At 61.8% G+C, this 17499-nt stretch carries 16 protein-coding genes; 8 read left to right on the top strand and 8 right to left on the bottom strand.

The features are described 5' to 3' along the window. Positions 1-2: 2 nt before the first annotated feature. On the top strand, positions 3-461 hold the full coding sequence (locus FAX90_RS01845) for a nuclear transport factor 2 family protein (RefSeq protein WP_144095006.1): 459 nt from the start codon (positions 3-5) through the stop codon (positions 459-461). Positions 462-508: 47 nt separating this feature from the next. On the opposite strand, the gene FAX90_RS01840 is transcribed toward FAX90_RS01845, so the two are convergent. Next, complete coding sequence (locus FAX90_RS01840; RefSeq protein ID WP_144095004.1) at positions 509-2593, bottom strand: M3 family metallopeptidase; 2085 nt, start codon at positions 2591-2593, stop codon at positions 509-511. A 395-nt stretch (positions 2594-2988) separates the two neighbouring features. Between FAX90_RS01840 and FAX90_RS01835 the strand changes: the two genes are divergently transcribed. From FAX90_RS01835 to FAX90_RS01825, 3 genes are all read left to right on the top strand, one after another. Continuing rightward, complete coding sequence (locus tag FAX90_RS01835; RefSeq protein ID WP_144095002.1) at positions 2989-3294, top strand: FtsB family cell division protein; 306 nt, start codon at positions 2989-2991, stop codon at positions 3292-3294. A gap of 123 nt (positions 3295-3417) precedes the next feature. After that, on the top strand, positions 3418-4503 hold the full coding sequence (gene pdhA / locus FAX90_RS01830; RefSeq protein ID WP_170234824.1) for a pyruvate dehydrogenase (acetyl-transferring) E1 component subunit alpha: 1086 nt from the start codon (positions 3418-3420) through the stop codon (positions 4501-4503). Further along, positions 4503-5867, top strand: coding sequence for a pyruvate dehydrogenase complex E1 component subunit beta (locus tag FAX90_RS01825; RefSeq protein ID WP_144094998.1), 1365 nt, complete (start codon positions 4503-4505; stop codon positions 5865-5867). Before pdhA ends, FAX90_RS01825 begins: the two co-directional genes overlap by 1 nt. Before the next feature lie 73 nt (positions 5868-5940). On the opposite strand, the gene FAX90_RS01820 is transcribed toward FAX90_RS01825, so the two are convergent. From FAX90_RS01820 to FAX90_RS01810, 3 genes are read right to left on the bottom strand one after another with little or no spacing between them, the layout of a single operon-like run. Continuing rightward, a complete protein-coding gene (locus tag FAX90_RS01820; protein ID WP_144094996.1) occupies positions 5941-6423 on the bottom strand; it encodes a TadE/TadG family type IV pilus assembly protein in 483 nt (160 codons plus the stop codon). A gap of 2 nt (positions 6424-6425) precedes the next feature. Beyond that, a complete protein-coding gene (locus FAX90_RS01815; protein ID WP_144094994.1) occupies positions 6426-6917 on the bottom strand; it encodes a TadE/TadG family type IV pilus assembly protein in 492 nt (163 codons plus the stop codon). 9 nt (positions 6918-6926) lie between these two features. Further along, positions 6927-8405 carry a pilus assembly protein TadG-related protein gene (locus tag FAX90_RS01810; RefSeq protein WP_144094992.1) on the bottom strand — a complete coding sequence of 493 codons (1479 nt, stop codon included), beginning with the start codon at positions 8403-8405 and terminating at the stop codon, positions 6927-6929. Between the two features lie 129 nt (positions 8406-8534). Here FAX90_RS01810 and FAX90_RS01805 point away from each other — a divergent pair, with 129 nt between their 5' ends. After that, positions 8535-9209, top strand: coding sequence for a hypothetical protein (locus FAX90_RS01805; protein ID WP_144094990.1), 675 nt, complete (start codon positions 8535-8537; stop codon positions 9207-9209). A 71-nt stretch (positions 9210-9280) separates the two neighbouring features. Further along, the gene (locus FAX90_RS01800) at positions 9281-9751 is read left to right on the top strand and encodes an EF-hand domain-containing protein (protein ID WP_144094988.1); all 471 of its coding nucleotides are present in this window, start codon (positions 9281-9283) and stop codon (positions 9749-9751) included. Between the two features lie 6 nt (positions 9752-9757). Here the strand turns inward: FAX90_RS01800 and trmFO are convergent, their stop codons facing one another. Continuing rightward, the gene (trmFO, locus tag FAX90_RS01795; protein WP_144094986.1) at positions 9758-11134 is read right to left on the bottom strand and encodes a methylenetetrahydrofolate--tRNA-(uracil(54)-C(5))-methyltransferase (FADH(2)-oxidizing) TrmFO; all 1377 of its coding nucleotides are present in this window, start codon (positions 11132-11134) and stop codon (positions 9758-9760) included. 36 nt (positions 11135-11170) lie between these two features. Between trmFO and FAX90_RS01790 the strand changes: the two genes are divergently transcribed. Continuing rightward, a complete protein-coding gene (locus FAX90_RS01790; protein WP_170234823.1) occupies positions 11171-11890 on the top strand; it encodes a lysoplasmalogenase family protein in 720 nt (239 codons plus the stop codon). Positions 11891-11899: 9 nt separating this feature from the next. On the opposite strand, the gene gyrA is transcribed toward FAX90_RS01790, so the two are convergent. Further along, complete coding sequence (gene gyrA / locus FAX90_RS01785; protein ID WP_240704783.1) at positions 11900-14599, bottom strand: DNA gyrase subunit A; 2700 nt, start codon at positions 14597-14599, stop codon at positions 11900-11902. A 407-nt stretch (positions 14600-15006) separates the two neighbouring features. On the opposite strand from gyrA, the gene FAX90_RS01780 reads away from it, so the two are divergent. Further along, on the top strand, positions 15007-16242 hold the full coding sequence (locus FAX90_RS01780; RefSeq protein ID WP_144094981.1) for a tetratricopeptide repeat protein: 1236 nt from the start codon (positions 15007-15009) through the stop codon (positions 16240-16242). A 77-nt stretch (positions 16243-16319) separates the two neighbouring features. On the opposite strand, the gene FAX90_RS01775 is transcribed toward FAX90_RS01780, so the two are convergent. Both FAX90_RS01775 and FAX90_RS01770 read right to left on the bottom strand, forming a co-directional pair. Next, a complete protein-coding gene (locus tag FAX90_RS01775; RefSeq protein WP_144094979.1) occupies positions 16320-17039 on the bottom strand; it encodes an NYN domain-containing protein in 720 nt (239 codons plus the stop codon). A 61-nt stretch (positions 17040-17100) separates the two neighbouring features. Next, complete coding sequence (locus FAX90_RS01770; protein ID WP_144096789.1) at positions 17101-17451, bottom strand: PilZ domain-containing protein; 351 nt, start codon at positions 17449-17451, stop codon at positions 17101-17103. Positions 17452-17499 lie beyond the last annotated feature (48 nt).

Raw genomic sequence — 17499 nt, 5'->3', positions numbered from 1 at the left:
TCATGTCGCGACAGGAAAACATCGATCTTCTGAACCGCTATTTTCAGCACATGCAGAACGGCGAGTGGGCTGAGGCAGAGGCGATGTACCACGATCGGATCGTCATCCACATGCTGGGCACGACACCCGCCTCCGGCAGGCTGGACGGCAAGGCGATGGTGACCGACGACCTGATCGCCGAAAAGGTCCACGGTGCGCTGGTGCCCGAAGGTATAGCTTTCGCAAGGCGCTGGAAGATCATGTGCGCCGACGACGAGCGCGTCGTCGCGATCATGGAAGGGGGAGGGCCGACCAAGAGCGGCGACCTGTACGACCAGACTTATTGCGAAATATTTCGGTTCGAAGACGGCAAGATCATCGAGATGCATGCCTTCTTCGATACTGCCCTGGCCGAACGGGCCCTGTTCGACAATCCGCTCACCAGTCCGCGTGAACCGGGTTCGGCGCGGATGGATTACTGAGGGGAAGGGCGGCCCGGCCCAGTCGCCGGACCGCCCTGTCCTGTAACTCAGTTGGCTTCGTCCAGCAGGCCGCGCTGGCGAAGCATCGGTTCGACTTCCGGATCGTTGCCGGTCATGGCGCGGAAAGCCTCGCCGTAATCGACGGTCCCGCCGCGCGACAGCACGGTTTCGCGGAAACGATCGCCATTGGCGCGGGTCATGCCGCCGTGTTCGTCGAACCACTCACCCGTGTCGGCCGAAAGCATTTCGGTCCAAAGATACGCGTAATACCCGGCCGAATAGCCGCCGGACCAGATATGGCGGAAATAGGTGGAGCGATAGCGCGGCGGCACGATGTCGGTGTGCAGCGGATTGGCGGCAAGCGCAGCGGCCTCGAAGCCGTTGACGTCTTCCGGCACTTTGCCATCGGGCAGGGTGTGCCAGTCCATGTCCAGCATCGCTGCGGCCAGTGTCTCGCCCAGCGCATAACCCTGGTTGAAGGTCTGCGATTCCCGCACTTTGGCAAGCAGGTCGGCGGGCATCGGCTCGCCCGTCTGATAGTGCCTGGCATAGTTGGCAAGGACGGTCGGCTCCACCGCCCACTTCTCGTTCGCCTGCGACGGGTATTCGACGAAATCCCGTGCCACGGCGGTGCCCGACAGCGAAGGATATTTCTGGTCGGCGAACAGGCCGTGCAGCGCATGGCCGAATTCGTGGAACATCGTTGTCACGTCATCGAATGTGGCCAGCGCAGGTTCACCCTCGGCAGGCTGTGCGATGTTGAGCACGTTGTAGATCACTGGCTTTTCGCCATAGAGATGCGACTGCGACACAAAGCTCGACATCCATGCCCCGCCGCGCTTGTTGTCGCGGCGGAACGGGTCGAAATAGAACAGCGCCAGTTCCGACCCGTCCTTGTCGAAAACGGTGTAGACCGACACCGTCGGGTGCCAGGTCGGAATGTCGTCGCGCTTTTCGAAGGTCAGCCCATAAAGCTTGTTGGCGGCGAAGAACACGCCGTCTTCCAGCACCCGGTCGACCTGGAAGTAGGGCTTGATAAGCCCGGCATCGAGGTCGAACTTCTTCGCGCGGACTTTCTCTGCATAGAAATCCCAGTCGTATGGTTCGACCGGGAAGTTCTTGCCCTCTGCCGCGATTTCATCGTTGATCGCGGCCGCTTCGCGCAGCTGCGCTGCGGCGGTCGGACCGGCAAGGCCCTTCATGAACTCGATCGCGGTCTGTGGGTCGCGGGCCATGCGGTCGTACATTTCGTAACTGGCAAAGTCGGGCTCGCCGAACAGCGCGGCTTTCCTGGCGCGCAGGCTGGCGATCTGGCGGACCATGTCTCGCGTATCGTTGGCACTGCCGTCGGACGTGCGGTTCCAGCTCTTTTCGAACAGTTCGCGGCGCGTGTCGCGATTGGTCAGCGCGTTGAGCTTGGGTTGCTGCGTCGTGTTCTGGAGCGTGATGATCTCCTTGCCATTCAGCCCGCGTTCCTGCGCAGCCTGCGCGGCAGCGGCGATCTCGGCCTCGCTCAAACCGGCCAGCGCCGCCCGGTCGGCAACGACCAGCGCCTGCTGGCGGTCCGCCTCGGTCAGGACTTGCGAAAACTTGGTGCTGAGCGAGGACAGCGCCGTATTGATCTCGCGAAGTTGTACCTTGGCGTCAGGTGACAGCCGGGCCCCTGCATGGACGAAATCGTCGTAAGTGCGCTGCAACAGGACCCGGTCCTCTGCCGTCAGGTCGAACGTGTCGCGCGCATTGTAAACGGCCTCGACCCGCTGAAAGATCGCGTCGTCGAGGTAGAGCGCATCATTGTGCGCGGCCAACCTTGGTGAAAGCTCTGCGTCGATGGCATCGAGCGTGTCGTTCGTTACCGTTCCCGTCTTGACGGAAAAGACGGCGCGGGCGCGGTCCAGCATGCGGCCTGCCTTTTCCAGTGCGACGATGGTGTTGTCGAACGTGGCCGGGGCCGGGTTCGCCCCGATCGCGGCCCATTCGGCGCGCTCTATCGCCATGCCCTGTTCGATGGCCGGCTTGAAGTCGGCATCGTTTATCCGGGCGAAGTCGGGTGCCTGGAAGGGCAGGCTGGAGGGCTGCGCGAAAATGCCGCTACCTTCGAGGATGGTGGTGCTTTGGGTGGCAGTTACCATGTTTGTGTCCGTCGTGGTGGTGCAAGCGCCAAGGCTGGCGAGGCAAAGCGCCGAGCCAATCAGCAAAGCCGGTTTGTACAAGGAAAACTCTCCGCGATCATGCGTTTTCGTTAGCCGCTGGTGGGACGCGGCCAGGCTGGAACGGTCAGCAATTTCCGGTGTTTGGGGGAACCGAAGTGAGCGACCGGGCGCGCTCAAACCACAATCTGGTTTCAATTGAAACCAATTTGTGACGAGCGGCGCATCCCGACCGCCGGACGCTGGGGACCGGTCGGCCGAACTTATCCACCATTCGGCGCAAAAGCGGAGTTTTCCGCTTGCGGAGTGGCCGTGGTTGTGATTCTGGTAACCCTATGTCCGCGAACGATCTCACATCGCTTGGCCGGCGCCGCAAAATGGCGGCAAGGCCCCACCTGCCGAAGCGTCGCTTCGGGCGGGTGGCCGCGGTTGGTTCGCTGATCCTTCTGGGCGCGCTGATGCTCGTCGGTCCCACAGGCGTTCGTGCGTGGAGCGAATCTTCGCGCATGCTCGATCAGCGGGAGCGTGAGCTTGCCGAGCTGCATGCCGAACGTGACCGGATCGCCAATCGTGTCGAGCTTCTGGACCCGGCCCATGCCGATCCCGATCTGGTCGGCGAATTGCTGCGCAGCAATCTCAACGTCGCTCACCCCGACGAAGTCGTCCTTTCGCGCGAAGACTGACCTTTTTCCAAATAGGTTAAATTGTGCGCTCCTCTTGTGCGTAGGGGCGGCTCGCCCCTATACGGCGAATGATCGTGCGCATCACCCTCCCTCGCGCGTGACGACAGAATAGAGGTACATCGATTGGCTACGAGGAAAGCGAAAGGCGGCAGCCAGAAGGCTGCGGTAACGTCACCCACCGACGACCCTGAATTCGCCCTGCGGTCACTGCAGGATGCTTATGAAAAGAAGGGTGCCTATCAGGCGACCGACGACGAACTCGTCGAGTTCTATCGCCAGATGCTCCTGATCCGTCGATTCGAAGAGCGCGCGGGCCAGCTTTATGGTCTCGGCCTCATCGGCGGTTTTTGCCATCTCTATATCGGCCAGGAAGCTGTTGCTGTCGGCCTGCAGTCCGCTCTTGCAGAGGGCAAGGACTCGGTCATCACCGGCTACCGCGATCACGGGCACATGCTTGCCTATGGTATCGATCCAAAGGTCATCATGGCCGAACTGACCGGCCGCGAAGCCGGCATTTCGCGCGGCAAGGGCGGTTCGATGCACATGTTCAGCACCGAACACGCCTTCTACGGCGGTCACGGCATCGTCGGTGCACAGGTGCCGCTGGGCGCAGGTCTGGCGTTTTCGCATCAGTACCGCGGCGACGGCGGCGTTTGCCTTGCCTATTTCGGTGACGGCGCCGCCAACCAGGGCCAGGTCTACGAAACCTTCAACATGGCTGCCTTGTGGAACCTCCCGATCATTTTCGTGATCGAGAACAACCAGTACGCCATGGGCACCAGCACCGCACGGTCGAGCGCGGAGACGGAATTCCATCGCCGCGGCACCGCGTTCCGCATTCCGGGCATGGACGTCGATGGCATGGACGTGCTTGCCGTTCGCAGCGCGGCCGAAATTGCGCTGGAACACGTTCGCGGCGGCGGCGGTCCGGTCCTGATGGAACTCAACACCTATCGCTATCGCGGGCATTCCATGTCCGACCCGGCCAAGTATCGCACCCGCGACGAGGTCAAGGAAATGCGCGACAAGCATGACCCGATCGAGGCGGCCAAGGCCGAGCTTATCAAGCGCGGCGTCGACGAGGCGAAGCTCAAGGATATGGAGAAAGATATCCGCGCAAAGGTTGGCGAAGCCGCCGACTTCGCGGAAAACTCGCCCGAACCGGAATTGCCCGAACTTTATACCGACGTGCTGGTGGAAACCTACTGATGGCTGTCGAACTCAAGATGCCCGCGCTCTCCCCGACGATGGAGGAGGGCACTCTCGCCAAGTGGCTGGTCAAGGAAGGCGACGAGATCTCGCCCGGTGACATCATCGCCGAGATCGAAACCGACAAGGCTACGATGGAATTCGAATCCATCGACGAAGGCACCGTCGGCAAGATCATGATCGCCGAAGGGACCGAGAACGTGAAGGTCGGCACCGTGATCGCCGTGCTTGACGGTGACGGTTCCGATGTCGCGGCTCCGGCCCCGACGCCTGCGGCCAGCGAGCCCGAGGCCAAGGAAGAGGCCCCGACCGAAGCGGCCAAGCCCGCGACAGCCAAGGTCGAGATCGCACGCGATCCGGACCTGCCGGAAGGGACCAAGATGGTTTCCACCACGGTACGCGAAGCGCTGCGCGACGCGATGGCCGAGGAAATGCGCGCCGACGAGCGTGTTTTCGTGATGGGCGAAGAAGTCGCCGAGTACCAGGGCGCCTACAAGGTGACCCAGGGCCTGCTCGACGAGTTCGGCCCCAAGCGCGTGATCGACACGCCGATCACCGAATACGGTTTCGCCGGTATCGGCACGGGTGCCGCGATGGGCGGTCTGCGTCCGATCGTCGAGTTCATGACGTTCAACTTCGCCATGCAGGCGATCGACCACATCATCAACTCGGCCGCCAAGACGAACTACATGTCCGGCGGTCAGATGCGTTGCCCGGTCGTGTTCCGCGGCCCCAACGGCGCAGCAAGCCGCGTCGCGGCGCAGCACTCGCAGAACTATGGCCCCTGGTACGCCAGCGTGCCCGGCCTAGTCGTCATCGCGCCTTATGACGCGGCGGACGGCAAGGGCCTGCTGAAGGCCGCGATCCGTAGCGAAGACCCGGTGGTCTTCCTCGAAAACGAGCTGATGTACGGCAAGAGCTTCGACGTTCCGGACATGGACGATTTCGTCCTGCCGATCGGCAAGGCCCGCATCATGCGCGAAGGATCGGACGTGACGATCGTGTCCTACTCGATCGGCGTCGGCCTTGCTCTCGAAGCAGCCGAAAAGCTGGCGGGCGAGGGGATCGATGCCGAAGTCATCGACTTGCGCACGCTGCGCCCGCTCGACACCGGCACGGTGCTGGCAAGCCTCAAGAAGACGAACCGCCTGGTCGTGGCCGAAGAAGGCTGGCCGACTTGCTCGATCGCCAGCGAAATTTCGGCGGTCTGCATGGAACAGGGCTTCGACGATCTCGACGCGCCGGTTATCCGCGTGACGAATGTCGATGTCCCGCTACCCTATGCGGCCAATCTGGAAAAGGCGGCTCTTATCGATACGCCTCGCATCGTCGAGGCGGTGAAGAAGGTCTGCTACGCGGGCTGAACGACCGTCATGCTGCAAACAGAAAGGGCCGGCTTCGCAGCCGGCCCTTTTCTTTTGTACGCCGATGAAGGGGTCACTCGGTGCCTATAGGCGTCGTCGTCGGCGTCGGATCGGGCAGGTCAGCGCCGGGCACGAAGACCGAACGCGTATATTCGAGCTGCAGCAATGGGACGTTGGTAAAGCCGAGGAAATTCGGCACGTCATAGATCATGTGCAGGTCGATCTTGCGCACGCGGTCCATGCTCTGCGTTTCCTCGTTCTCGACGAATATCTGCAGGTCGTTGGTCTGCAGCATATAGGGCGCCGAAACCGCGACCGTCATCGCCTTCGTCTCGATCTGCTCGTCGGTGAGAAAGTTGGCCTTCTGCGCTTCGACCGCCATGTAACGGCTCATCTCACCGGCCACGCCGCGCACCGCGTTCTGGGCCTGCAGGTAGATGCCGGCCTGGAAAACGCCGATCAGCATCGTGATCAGGACCGGCATCAGCACCGCCATCTCGATGATGGTGCTCCCGCTTTCGTCCGTGCGGAGGGTCTTGAGGTGCTTTTTCATCATGATCACCCGATCTGGATCGACCGTTTTACTTCGAAAGTCATATCGTCGCCGATCCCGTAGTTGGTCCAGATCGGCGAGTAAGTGTCCTTCATGTAAATGACGAGGAACTCGCTCTGGGTCTGCGACGCATTCGCGCAACCCTCGGTGGCCTGCCGGTCACTGTTGTTCCCGCAGCGCCAGCGCTTGTAGACGCTGATCTGTCCCGGTTCGATCTGGTTGCCGGTTTCGACGATCGTGAGATCGCTTGCGCTGGCAAGGTACGTTTTGAGTTCCGAGATCGTGCGGGCCACGTCGGCATCGTCCTCTGGCGCTGCGGCCAGGATGATTTCCATGCCGTTTGCCGCGATCGACTGCATCTCAGTCTGGCGCGCGACCATCGAACTGACTTCGACGCCGCCCAAGGTCATCGCGATCAGGGCCGGGGCCACAAACGCGGTTTCGATCAGCGTCGATCCCGTAGTATCGCGGTGGAACTGGCGAAGGGTTCTAAGCATGCTCTTGCCTCACGCGATCAGCTTGACAGTGCCGTAAATGACCGACGTCTGGTGGCTCTGGCCCGAGGGGCAGAATTCAGTCATGTCGGTCGTACCGGTCAGCGTCACCTTGTTGGCGACGATCATCAGGCACATGTTCGCGACTTGCGCGGTACCGGCCATCGTGATCGAGCTTTTCGGCAGATAGATCGCGCCGCTGACCCAGGTGTTGCTCGTACCGGCGAAGAGGTGTCCATTACCTTCGCCGGAAGGGTTTGCACCTTCGGAAGTCGGATCTTCGAAAATGAGCATGCCCGCCATGGCGGTCGCTTCAGCATCGGGAATTCCATAGCCGATCAGCGTATTGTAGGTGATACCCTGCAGGTTGATTTCAGTGCCATCGGTGGTGAAATCGGTTGTGTTCTCGAAGTTGTTGGTCGAGCTGCCGCCAAGCGCGAGCTTTGCGCCACCTGTCAGAATGAACATCACGTCGTTGCCGATCACCTGGTGATCGCCGTTGATCTTCAGCGAGCCGCCATCGATGACGTAAATGCCAGATTGAAACGTGGTATCGCAGGCAACGGTGAGGCCGCGGGTATAGATCCCGGGCTTCGCAATGCCGAGTTCGACGGTTTCGCCGCTCTTCTTGCCCTTGCCGGTCGCCTTGCAGGTATAGCTGCCTTCGTTCGTCACGTAGTCGACCGGTGCGTCGATACCTGCGAAGGGATCCAGCAGCTGGTCCCTCGGAATGTTTTCAAGAATGATGTCGTCCGTCATCTCGTTCAACTGGTCGTCGATCGTACCGGCAGAGGTGATCGAGCCTGCGTCGATGGTCGGCTGTCCGTTCACGACAATGGCATCACGGCCTTCCCAACCGCTGCTGCCGTCGTCCTTGTCTATGCAGTCGCCGTCGAGGTCGAACGAAGTAACGCAAAGCCTTTTCGAATCCGACATCGCAAGGATACCGCATTCGGCCGTGAAGACCGCGTCACCGTTGAGACGGATGGCGTCCGAATCGCTCTCTTCCGTCGCGATGAGGCAGTTGCTGACGGTCGCGCCGCCGGTGAAGGCGGCCTGGGACATGACCGATACGGTCGTGTCGCTCTTCGTGAAATAGCTGGTGAACGGCAGCCGCTTCGTCGCGGACACGTTCACCGTGATCGCGTTGTTCAAAACACCGGCATAGTGCGATTTCACGATCGTAGGAGCCGTGTTGAAAGTCGAGGTAACCGCTTCGTTCGCGTCGAACTCGGTAGTGCCGCGCGCCACGTATTCGGTGCTGTTCGGATTTTCCGCCAGTTCCCATGCCGCCGCCATGGCCGCCTGGTCGGCTGCGTATTGCAGTTCGCGTTTCCACAGGTAGAACTGCGCAAAGTCGATGGCGAAGCCGCCCCCACCGATCACCATCGGCATACCGAAGGCGGTCAGGATCAGGGCATTGGCACTCGTTTCCCGGCGAAAACGCTTGAGGAAGCGGCTGGCGCTCTTGGCCGAACGGCGAAGGATCATCAATAGGCTCCCATGCAAAATTTACGCCCTGTCGATGCGGTAAGCGCACGACAGAGATCGGGTACACAGGTTGAGATTACGTAAATTCTGGTAATCGGGCCTTAAACAGATGTGGTTAGCGAGACGTTAGTGACCCATGACCCTGACTTGCATGCCTTTTGGCAGGAAGCCGAAGCGCAGCTTTCGCCGCCGACACGGCTGGCGATAGCCTATGCGCCTGCTGCGGCGCGGCAATTGTGGACCGGGTTCTTCACACTCGACCACCGATTCGCGACGATCGTGGCGACAGCGCGCGAACCGATGCTGGCGCAGATGCGGCTCGCCTGGTGGCGAGAGACGCTGCATCGGCCCGTCGCGGATTGGCCTGCCGGCGAACCGTTGCTGGCAGCCCTTGCGGCCTGGGATGATGAGCGCGGCGCACTGGCAAGGCTGGCCGATGGCTGGGAAGCCATGATCGGTGAGCCGCCGCTGGATGCCGCTGCTTTCGCATCGCTTGCAGGAGCGCGGGAGGAAGCGGTCGTGGCACTTGGCAAGGTTTTCGGAAAAGGATCGGACGGCGCGCGCGGCGCGGCGTATCGCTGGGGTCTGGCCGACATCGCGATGAACCTTTCGGACGAGACGGAACGTTCGCGTGTCGAGGCGCTGCTCGCCTCGGCAGAGGCGCCTTCGGGCAAAGCGACAAAGGTCATGCGCCCGATCGTCGTGCTGGATGCTCAGTCGCAGCGCGCACTGGCCGAAGGGCGGCGGATCGGCGGGCCGGGTGATCTTGCCGTTGCCCTGCGGATCGGGCTGCTTGGCCGGTGATAGATTGATCCGGTAACTTTTCTTGCACGGTCAGTGCGTTAGGGTCCAAACCTGCAGGAGGGTCGCAATCTATGAATCGCATGGTCGTGGGCGCGCTCGGCGCGCTTTTGCTTGTCGCACTGGGGCTGTTCTGGTGGCAGGGCCGCGCCATCGAGGTCGAAGGCCTGCCGCCGCCCGAAATGGCCGCGCAGCCGCAAGTGCGTGAACCAGAAGCGCTGCCCGTGGCCGATGTCGGCGAAATGCAGGGGCCGGACCTGCCCAGCGCGATCAGGATGGACGACGAACAGCGCCGCTTTGCCCGTTATGACATCAACCGCGATCTCATCATCACGCGTAACGAAATGCTTTCGACGCGGGTAAGCGCTTTCCGCAAGCTGGACGTCGACGGCAACAACCTGCTGACGTTTGAGGAATGGGCCGTAACCACCGTGAACCGGTTTGAAGGCGCCGACGGGAACGGGGACGGCCGCCTGACGCCTGCGGAATATGCGACGACCGCGCCGAAGAAGAAAGCGCAGCCTGCATCGAAGTGCCGCTGCTGATCTGGATCAGGCCGGTTCGGTAATCCGCGCCGTGCCCAGCCACTCGGCCATGTCGCGCTTTGCACGCTCTGTGTAATAGGCTTTGCGCTGTTTCTTCTTCACGCCGTCGTCGTCGGGCATCGGGAACAGTCCAAAATTGACGTTCATCGGCTGATAGCTGTCTGCCTCCGCATCGCCGGTAATGTGCGACAACAATGCGCCGAGCGCGGTCGTTCGGGGCAGGGGCGTCCAGTCGCGACCGGCCAGTTCGTTCGCCGCCATCAGGCCCGCCAGCATCCCGATGGCCGAGCTTTCGACATAGCCTTCGCAGCCCGTGATCTGTCCGGCAAATCGGATATGCGGCGCGGCTTTCAGGCGAAGCTGACGGTCCAGCAGGGTAGGCGAATTGAGGAACGTATTGCGGTGCAAACCGCCAAGCCGCGCGAATTCGGCGTTTTCGAGCCCCGGAATCGTGCGGAACAGTTCGATCTGCGCCCGGTGCTTCAGCTTGGTCTGGAAACCGACCATGTTCCACAGCGTGCCCAGCTTGTTGTCCTGGCGAAGCTGAACCACGGCATAGGGCCAGCGGCCCTGCGGAAATTCGGGCGTCACGTCATGCGGATTGTCGAGGCCGACCGGTTTCATCGGGCCAAAACGCAAGGTTTCGACCCCACGCGATGCCATGACCTCGATCGGCATGCAGCCATCGAAATAGGGTGTGTCGGCTTCCCACTCCTTGAACTCGGTCTTCTCGCCGTCCATCAGCCCCTGCCAGAAGGCGAGGTACTGATCCTTGTTCATGGGGCAGTTGATGTAGTCGCCATCCTCGTTCGATGCCTCGGTCCGCTTGTTCCAGCGCGACTGGATCCAGCAGATGTCCATGTTGATCGAATCGCGATAGACGATCGGCGCGATCGCATCGAAAAACGCGAGGCTGTCCGCGCCGGTCGCCGTCCCGATCGACTGGGCGAGAGAGGCCGCGGTCAGCGGGCCGGTGGCAACGATCGTCATGCCTTCGGAAGGCAGCGTGTCGATCCTCTCTCGCACGATTTCGACATTGGGATGTTCGCCCAGCGCCTTTTCGACGTTCTCGGAAAAGACGTCGCGGTCGACGGCCAACGCCGACCCTGCAGGAACTTGCGCCACTTGCGCCGCTTTCATGACCAGCGAATTGCACTGGCGCATCTCGTAATGCAGCAGGCCGACCGCATTCGCCGTGTCGTCGTCGGACCGGAAGGAGTTCGAGCAGACGAGTTCGGCCAGCCCGTCGCCCTGATGTGCGGGCGTCGTGTCACCGCCCCCGCGCATTTCGGACAGGCGTACCCTCACGCCCCTGTTCGCAAGCTGCCATGCCGCCTCGCTCCCTGCGAGACCGCCGCCGATGATGTGGACCTGGTGTGTCATGCGCGCGGGTTAGCGATTGCCTATCGGGTAATGCAAATGCAAAGAGACAACGCAGGCCGGTTTGACGGCGCAGGGGAGCATCAGACGAAGATCGTGAAACGCGCATTGGCACAAAGGCGGCCCTGGTTGCTCGCCAGCATCATCGGTGCGGTCTCGTGGTGGTTCTTTGCGGACAGCCACGCAATTCCCGGCCTTTTCAAGGTCGTATGGAAGGGCCTGCCGCTCATCCTGCTCGCACTATACGCGTTTCAGCGGCACCTCGGTCCCGATGGTCATGCCTTGACGGGGTTGTTGTTGATCGCGGGCGTCGCCGACAGTTTTTCCGAGCTTCAATACGCCAGCGCCGCGACCCTGATGGGCTTTTCGCTCCTGCTCGGCATCTGGCTCTATGCCCGCAATCGGCGCGATCACACGGTGACGTCGCAGAAGATTCTGGCTCTCGTGCTTGTCATCGCGGTGCCGGTGATCAGCTGGTTCCTGCTGCGCGGAGAGGAAGGACGTCTTCTGGCGACCGGATTCTCGTTGCTGCTTGCGATCATGGCCGCGACGGCATGGACGAGCCGGTTTTCCCGTTACCGGGTGGGGGCAGGGGCGGTCCTGTTCGTCGTGTCCGACCTGCTGCTTTTCGCAACGCTGGGACCGGTTTTGCATGATAGCCCGATCGCGACGAAGCTCGTCTGGCCGCTCTACTATTCGGGCCAGCTTCTGATCGCAACGGGCGTGGTCAGCAGGCTGCGGCGCGACGCCGCAGCCTGATATAGACCATTACACGTCGGTCGGCGGCGGGTCGTCGCGGTCCTGCGTGGTTTCGGGCGTGGTCTCTTCCGCATCACGACCGAGGATCTCCTCGACGATGGCTTCCTCGGCCTCGTTCTCGGGGGCTTCTTCCTCGTCCAGACGGGCACAACCCACGACGTGTTCACCCTTTGCCACGTCGAACAGGCGGACACCGGCCGAACCGCGACCGATCACGCGCAGTGAAGAGAGCGGCATGCGTATCAGTTTCGCCTGATCGGTGACAAGCATCAGTTGCTCGCCCTTGTGGGCAGGGAAGCTGGCAACGACCGGGCCGTTGCGCGCGATATTGTCGATGTTGGTGATGCCCTGGCCGCCGCGACCGGTGCGGCGATATTCATAGGCGGAGCTCATCTTGCCGTACCCGTTGGCGCAGACGGTTAGGATGAATTCCTCCGCCTCTTCCATGCGGGTCATGATTTCGGCGTCGAGCGTGGGTTCGCTCTCGTTCTCCTTCCACGGAGCAGCGCGCAGGTATTCGTCACGCTGTTCAAGTTCCGCGCCGTTCAACACGGAAATCGAGATGACCTTGTCGTCACCCTTCAGCGTCATGCCGCGAACGCCGGTAGAGGTGCGCGACTGGAATTCGCGGACGTCTTCGGCAGAAAAGCGGATGGCCTTGCCCTCACGGCTTGCCAACAGAACGTCATCATCGGGCGTCAGCAGGCGAACGCCGACGAGATAGTCGTCGCTGTCGTCGTCGAACCGCATTGCGATTTTTCCGTTCGAAGGCACGTTCGTGAACGATGCCATCGAATTGCGGCGCACGGTGCCGTTGCCGGTGGCGAACATGACGTGCAGGTTGCCCCACTCTTCCTCGTCCTCGGGCAAGGGTAGCACGGTCTGGATCGTTTCACCCTCGCCAAGCGGTAGGAGGTTCACCATCGGGCGACCGCGCGTGGTCGGGCCGCCTTCGGGCAGTTTCCAGACCTTCATGCGATAGACTTTGCCCGCGGTGGAGAAGAACAGGACCGGGTTGTGCGTGCTGGTCACGAACAGGTTGGTAACCGCGTCCTCTTCCTTCGTCGCCATGCCGGCGCGGCCCTTGCCGCCACGGGCCTGGGCACGGAAAGTCGAGAGCGGGGTGCGCTTGATATAGCCGCCCAATGTGACGGTGACGACCATCTCGTCCCGCTCGATCAGGTCTTCGTCCTCGATACCGTCCCAAGCAGGGGCGATCTCGGAGACGCGCGGGGTGGCATAGGCGTCGCGCACTTCGCGCAGCTCGTCCTGCATGACCTGGTACAGCTTCACCCGGTCGCCGAGGATTTCGAGGTATCCGGCGATGTCTTCGGACAGCTTCTGCAGTTCCTCGCCGATTTCCTCACGGCCCATGGCCGTCAGGCGATGCAGGCGCAGGTCGAGGATGGCGCGGACCTGTGTCTCGCTCAACGTGTAGGTCGGCTGCTGGTCGAGGTCGTCGTCGTCCTCGATCGCTTCGACAAGGCGGATATAGGGCGCGATTTCGCCCATCGGCCATTCGCGCGACAGCAGGCTTTCGCGTGCGATTGCCGGGCTTGCCGAACCACGGATGATCTTGACCACTTCATCAAGGTTGGTGACCGCGATGACGAGGCCGAGCAAGATGTGCGCGCGTTCGCGGGCCTTGTTCAGCTCGAACTTCGTGCGGCGGGTGATGACGTCTTCGCGGAAGTGGATGAAGCTTTGCAGGATGTCCCGCAGGTTCAGCACTTCGGGGCGGCCGCCGCGGATCGCCAGCATGTTGGCTGGAAAGCTCGACTGCGCGGGGGTGTAGCGCCAGATCTGGTTGAGCACGACCTCGGGCGAGGCATCGCGCTTCAGGTCGACGACGACGCGCACGCCCTCGCGGTTGGATTCGTCGCGGATGTCGGAAACACCCTCGATCCGCTTGTCCTTGGCGGCTTCGGCGATCTTTTCGACGAGGTTCGACTTGCCGACCTGGAAGGGAATCGATGTCAGCACGATGGACCGGCGGTCGCCGCGCTTTTCCTCGATCTTGTGACGGGCGCGCTGCAGGATGGAGCCGCGCCCTTCGCGATAGGCATTGCGCGCGCCAGACTGGCCCAGGATCAGCGGTGCGGTCGGGAAGTCGGGGCCGGGGATTATCTCGAACAGCTCGTCCACGGTGATGGCCGGGTTCTCGATCATGGCAAGGCAGCCGTCGATCACTTCGCCCAGGTTGTGCGGCGGAATGTTCGTCGCCATGCCGACCGCGATGCCGCCTGCGCCGTTGACGAGCAGGTTCGGGAAGCGTGCGGGCAGCACTTCGGGTTCGCGGCGCGAACCGTCATAGTTGTCGGCGAAATCGACGGTGTCCTTGTCGAGGTCGTCGAGCAGCGAATTGGCGACGCGGGCAAGGCGCGCTTCGGTGTAACGCATCGATGCCGGCGGATCGGGGTCCATCGAGCCGAAGTTACCCTGACCGTCGATCAACGGCAGGCGCATGGACCAGTCCTGCGTCATGCGCGCCAGCGCGTCGTAGATCGCGCTGTCGCCGTGGGGGTGATAGTTGCCCATCACGTCGCCGACGATCTTCGCGCTCTTGCGATAGGGGCGTCCGGCGACGAAGCCGCCTTCCTGGCTGGCGAAAAGGATGCGGCGATGAACGGGTTTCAGACCGTCGCGCACATCGGGCAGCGCGCGGCTGACGATGACGCTCATCGCGTAGTCGAGATAGCTCGACTTCATCTCGTCGACGATGTCGATCGGTTCGATGTCGGGTTGGCCGGGAAGCGGCGCAGTATCAGTCAGATCGTTCACGAATGACGGCTCTTGTTCTCTATGATTTTTCGTATGTCCGCACCCTAGGGAAGGGGGGGCGCAATGGCTAGCGAAACGGCGGATTAGCGCCCGGTAAAGTGCGCTTTTTCCACACATTCCGGCCCCGCCCGGACAAGGCGATGCTGCATGTGGGCAAACACCCCATTCAATCCGCGTTCAGCGGCGGTACCCTATCACCAATATCAATTGTGCAGGCCCCTGTCCGGTTGCCATTTTTGGCAAAAATCGGCATGGCCCCGCACGGAATTGAAATTCACGCGTTCTGGCGGTCCCAAAGGTCGCCGTATCGCATCTGGATGGTTGAGGAGTATTTCATGAAGCGTTCGATTTCGCGTGTTGCGATGGCCGTGGCCCTGGCAATGGGTGCCACCGGTATGGTTGCCGTCGCTGCGCCTGCCGAAGCTGCAAAAAAGAAGGGTAGCAGCGGAGAGTACTCGAAGGAGTTCATCGCCGTTTACCAGCCGATTTCTGCCAAGGTCGATGCCGGCGATACCGCCGTTGCAGCGGAGCTGCCCGGACTTACCGCTACGGTCAAGTCGCCCGACGAAATGCTCGCCGCCGGTCAGCTGATCTATAACGTCGGTGCCAAGACGAGCGACCAGGCCCTGCAGTATCAGGGCGTGAAGATGATGGCCGACAGCGGCAAGCTGCCGGAAGAGAACGTGGGCAAGATCTACCTTGCCGCCGGTCAGCTCGGCTACAACGCCAAGGATTACGCGACCGCGCGTTCCTACCTTCAGAAGGCACAGCCGCTGATGCCGAACGACCCGCAGGTCCCGGCGCTGATCGCTGAAACTTACGTCGCCGAAGGCCAGTTCGTGCAGGCTCTCGACCTGATCGAGAAGTCGATGGAGACGAGCCGCGCCGCCGGTCAGCCGATCCCCGACACGACCCCGTTCCGCGGCCTTGCGATTGCGGCGAACAACGGCCTCAACGATCAGGCTTTCAAGTGGGCGACTTACGTGCTCGAAAGCTCACCGCGTCCGGAATATCGCGGTGAAGCGTACAAGGTCCTTTCGGCTCTCTCGCCCTTCAACAAGGAAGAAGAGCTCGACCTGCTGCGCCTGATGGCCCGTAACGACGGTCTGACCGTTCGTCAGCAGTACATGGCCTATTTGCAGGGTGCCGACTCGCGTCGCCGTCCGGCGGAAGTAAAGTCGGTCATCGACATGGGCATTGCCGACGGCGTGCTTGATGGCTCGTCCGCTATCGTTAGCGAAGAGCTGAATTCGGCCAAGGGCCGCATGGCTCAGACGCTGAAGGAGATCGACACCGACTCCAAGAACCCGTCAAGCGGCAACGAGGCGATGGCCATCGCCGACGTCTATCTCGGCTATGGCAAAGCTGCTCAGGCAGAGACGCTTTACAACAAGGCGATCTCGATGGGCGTGACCGACAAGGCAGCTGCCATGACGGGGCTTGGCATTGCGCAGGCCGATCAGGGCAAGTTCGCCGAAGCCAAGTCGACGTTCCAGCAGATCACGACCGGCAATCGTTCGACGCTTGCCAAGCTTTGGATCGCCTACGTCGACAGCAAGACCGCCGGCTAATCGCCGCGCTCATCACGAAAACAAAAAGGGCGGCCTCTCGGGGCCGCCCTTTTCTTTTGCCGGTACCTTAGCGAATTTCAGCGCAGGCGTTTTACCCATGCCTGCCCGTCGCGGCGCTGTACCTCGAAGTTGGGCAGCGATTCCATCATGTCGATGAGCCGCTTGTAGCCATAGTTGCGCACGTCGAAGTTCGACCGGTTGCCCGCGATCTGGCCAACCTCGCCAAGCTTGGCGAAACCGTCTTCCGATCGGTTCGCCGCACGCCATGCCTTGCCCAGCAGGGTGACGAGCGCTTCGTCAACCGGCTCGCTTTCGGGCTTGGTGCCGTTCTTCGCGCCGTCGTCCGTGTCGTCGCGGATCAGGGCATCGATGTCGATGAAGCGTGTGCAGGCGGTCTGCAATGCCTGCGGTGCCTTGTTCTTCCAGCCGAAGCCGTAGACCAGCAAGCCGTCCTGGCGCAGGCGCGACACAAGCGGCGTGAAGTCGCTGTCGCTGCTCATGATGCCGAAGCCATCGACCTTGCCCTGATAGAGCAGGTCGATCGCGTCGATCGTCATCGCCATGTCGGTCGCGTTCTTGCCCTTGGTCAGGTCGAACTGCTGCTGCGGGCGGATGCCGTATTCGTTGGTGATCTTTGCCCACTTGGCAAGGTTCGGCTTGGCCCAGTTCCCATAGGCGCGCCGGATGTTGACCTGCCCAAGCTCTGCCAGCGCCGTCAGCACCGGGTCGATCCCGGCAGGGGTGGTGTTGTCCGCGTCGATAAGCAACGCGATATTCTGCAATGGTTGTTCTGTCATTGCCGCGTGATGTGCGGACTGGCGGCCATGATTACAAGTCGTGGGCTATCCGGGCGGTGTATTACTTTGCCTTGCGAGGGCGGGGCCTCGGCTTTGCGCGTGGCTGCATCTGGTCGACCATCGCGCCAAATGCGTCGGGGCGAAGGATGCGTTCGAACTGGAACCCGGCGCGTCCTTCGGACACCCATATCACGTGCGCCTCGATCCGGCCGATTTCGGGCAGGCGCAGCATGACGCGTTCCCCGCGGCCGAGAACAATATCGCTTTCCACCATGAAGCCATTGGCCGAAACATTCGTGATGCGCATGTGGACGTCGCCGATGCGGCGATGCTCTGCAAGCACGGGATAATCGACGGGATGGCGAGCTGCCTGGCGAAGGTCCGTTACCGAAAGCTGCGCACCACCGATCACCCGCGTCACTCCAATTGCGTTCGATCCGCAAAGAGTAACCGGCAATGG

Origin of the sequence: Croceicoccus sediminis, assembly GCF_007570835.1 — a bacterium.
Taxonomy (GTDB): Bacteria; Pseudomonadota; Alphaproteobacteria; order Sphingomonadales; family Sphingomonadaceae; genus Croceicoccus; species Croceicoccus sediminis.
This window is presented reverse-complemented; position numbering and strand designations above follow the sequence as displayed.